Here is a 2,267-nt window from a genome sequence, read left to right as displayed (position 1 = left end):
CGAAAGCGGTTGGTCTGGTTTGGAGGGCGTGGGGTCGGTAAGCAGACGTTCGGTGGAACAAGTTATCGCACGACGGTGCCTGCAGCATTGGTCGTAAGGATGGGCGCGCCGTGATGGTGGGTGTGTAGCCAGTTGAGCGTGCCAGCTTGGCCGCAGCGTGTAATTTCAGCTCACCTGACGTTCAGACGGGTCCCACCAAGCTGAGCGCAGCGCCTTCTTATCTATCTTTCCGACGGAGGTTAGCGGTAACTGTCCAACAACTTCAAATGATTTGGGGACATGGGCCGGCCCCTTGCGCGAACGGACCCAGCTAGCGAGATCATCCTGGCTGACTGAATAGCCCGGGCGAATCACGATGTAAGCCTTTACTGCCTCCCCCCACCTATTGTCAGGCACGCCGATAACAGCCGCTCCAGCAATCGCCGGGTGGGCGTTCAGAACGTTTTCCACTTCGCTTGGAAATACATTGAAGCCCCCAGAGATCACCATTTCTTTTTTTCGATCTACAATGAAAAGCCGCCCCTCTTCATCCTGCCAACCGATATCGCCTGTACAAATCCAACCATCCTTGATGGTTGCAGCAGTTAGGTCAGGTTGATTCCAGTAACCTTGCATCGCATAGGGAGCGCGTACGCATATCTCTCCCTTTATACCCGCCTCTGTCATCAAACCGCTGTCATCAAGCACGCAGACTTCGCAGTCGAGCAAAGGATGTCCAGCAGAAGCTAGTAGCTCTGGGCGAGCTAGGCTGTGGTCTTCGGGTCGAAGCGAGGCTATCCCAAAGCATTCAGTCTGACCGTAAAGTTGGCAAAAAACTTGGCCAATGCGGTCAAGCCCTTCCTCAAGGCGAGATGGAGCAATGGGAGAGGCACCGTATAAAAGCAGCTCCAATGAGGTCAAATCAGCGCGGCTCCAAGTCGTATGGTCGAGAAGCGCGTATATCATCGATGGAACGAGCAATGACATATTGGCCTTAGAGTCAAGAAGACGTCGGATAAGTGCGTCCGGCTCAAATCCAGACATGAGATCGACGGTGCCCCCTCTAGCAAGTACCGGCGTAATGAACATACCCGCCGCATGACTAATAGGCGCGGCGGCCAAATAAACTGGCAATTTCGGAAGTGGGAAGTTTGCTAGAACAGCAATAGACCCTGCAGTAAGCTCCCTATGACTGCGTCTTACACCCTTTGGACGGCCGGTTGTCCCACCCGTGTAATTGATGATCGCTAGCTCATTCGGTCGCGATAAATCTTTCGGACTAAATGACGCATCCATCGCCTCTGCAATTAGATCTTTTCCAAAGGACGCAGGGCCCAGAACTAAAGTGGTTGGGACAGATGCGTCAACGCAAAGCTGGCCCGCTCGGTCGCCAAATGCAGGGTCTAAAATCAAGGCTGTGGCACCTGAGTCGGCAATCTGGTCAAGATGATCTTGGTGGGACCCAAGTGGATGAAGGGAAGTGGTTGCCGCACCCAACCCATTACAAGCCACGCTAGCGCACCAAGCTTCAAAATTGTTTGAGGAAAGACCAGCAATGACGTCCCCGCGCCCAATTCCGGCCCTAACCATCGCCGCTTGCATTCGGCCTATTAAGTCTCGCGCAGCCCTATAACTAATCGCCCTTTTGCCAGCCATAAAGGCGGTACGTTCACCAAAGCGCGCCAAAGCATGTAATACGAAACTTGCATGGGTGGGCCCATCATGCCAGTCCAACCTCATTGCCAACCCTGCCAATCGAGCTTCTGTGCTGGGTAAGTCGTTACAAAATACAAGAGATTCCCTCCCGAACGCATCCATCGGTCATATCGAGTCTATTCGATCTGGCAGAAGTGATACTAATTTGTATCATTTTAATCCAATGGCAGTCAACAAGCCTTGCTGCTTGGTTTAAGAGATTCGAAGCCGCGATCTGGGGAAACAGTTAGCGACATGGACTGTGATGATCCTTTTGTACCCGTCGAGGCACAGAAATACGCTAACGACACTCAATTTCGGCTAATATAGCTAACTGCTAAAACTCGTATAACTCAGAAGAGGCCTTGAGGAAGGCTTGATTGAGCAGCATCTCGGCACACAGTCGCGAAGTTGCTTTTTCACGAACCATAGTCCGTATCCACATTGATTCAGTTTTGGGGGTTTCGCTCAAGTGGACGATTTTGCGCTCAAGTTCATAATTAACCCCCGGGTAGAGCGGCCCGTCGATGACAACAACCTCCTGATCGGCAAAAAGCCCGACAACTGGCTGAGAAATCGGAAATGGATCCTGA

2 protein-coding genes are annotated in these 2,267 nt (G+C 52.2%); both read right to left on the bottom strand.

From position 1 onward, the window contains the following. Positions 1-165: 165 nt before the first annotated feature. Positions 166-1,719, bottom strand: coding sequence for an AMP-binding protein (locus ACOVRA_RS02455; protein ID WP_421718908.1), 1,554 nt, complete (start codon positions 1,717-1,719; stop codon positions 166-168). Positions 1,720-2,011: 292 nt separating this feature from the next. Beyond that, the coding region (locus ACOVRA_RS02450) for a hypothetical protein (RefSeq protein WP_421718907.1) at positions 2,012-2,267 on the bottom strand (256 nt) is incomplete at its 5' end.

Source organism: Aquidulcibacter sp., from assembly GCF_049239865.1.
In the GTDB taxonomy this organism is placed as follows: Bacteria; Pseudomonadota; Alphaproteobacteria; order Caulobacterales; family Aquidulcibacteraceae; genus Aquidulcibacter.
The sequence above is the reverse complement of the archived record's forward strand: the minus strand, read 5'-3'. Positions and strand labels throughout refer to the sequence as shown.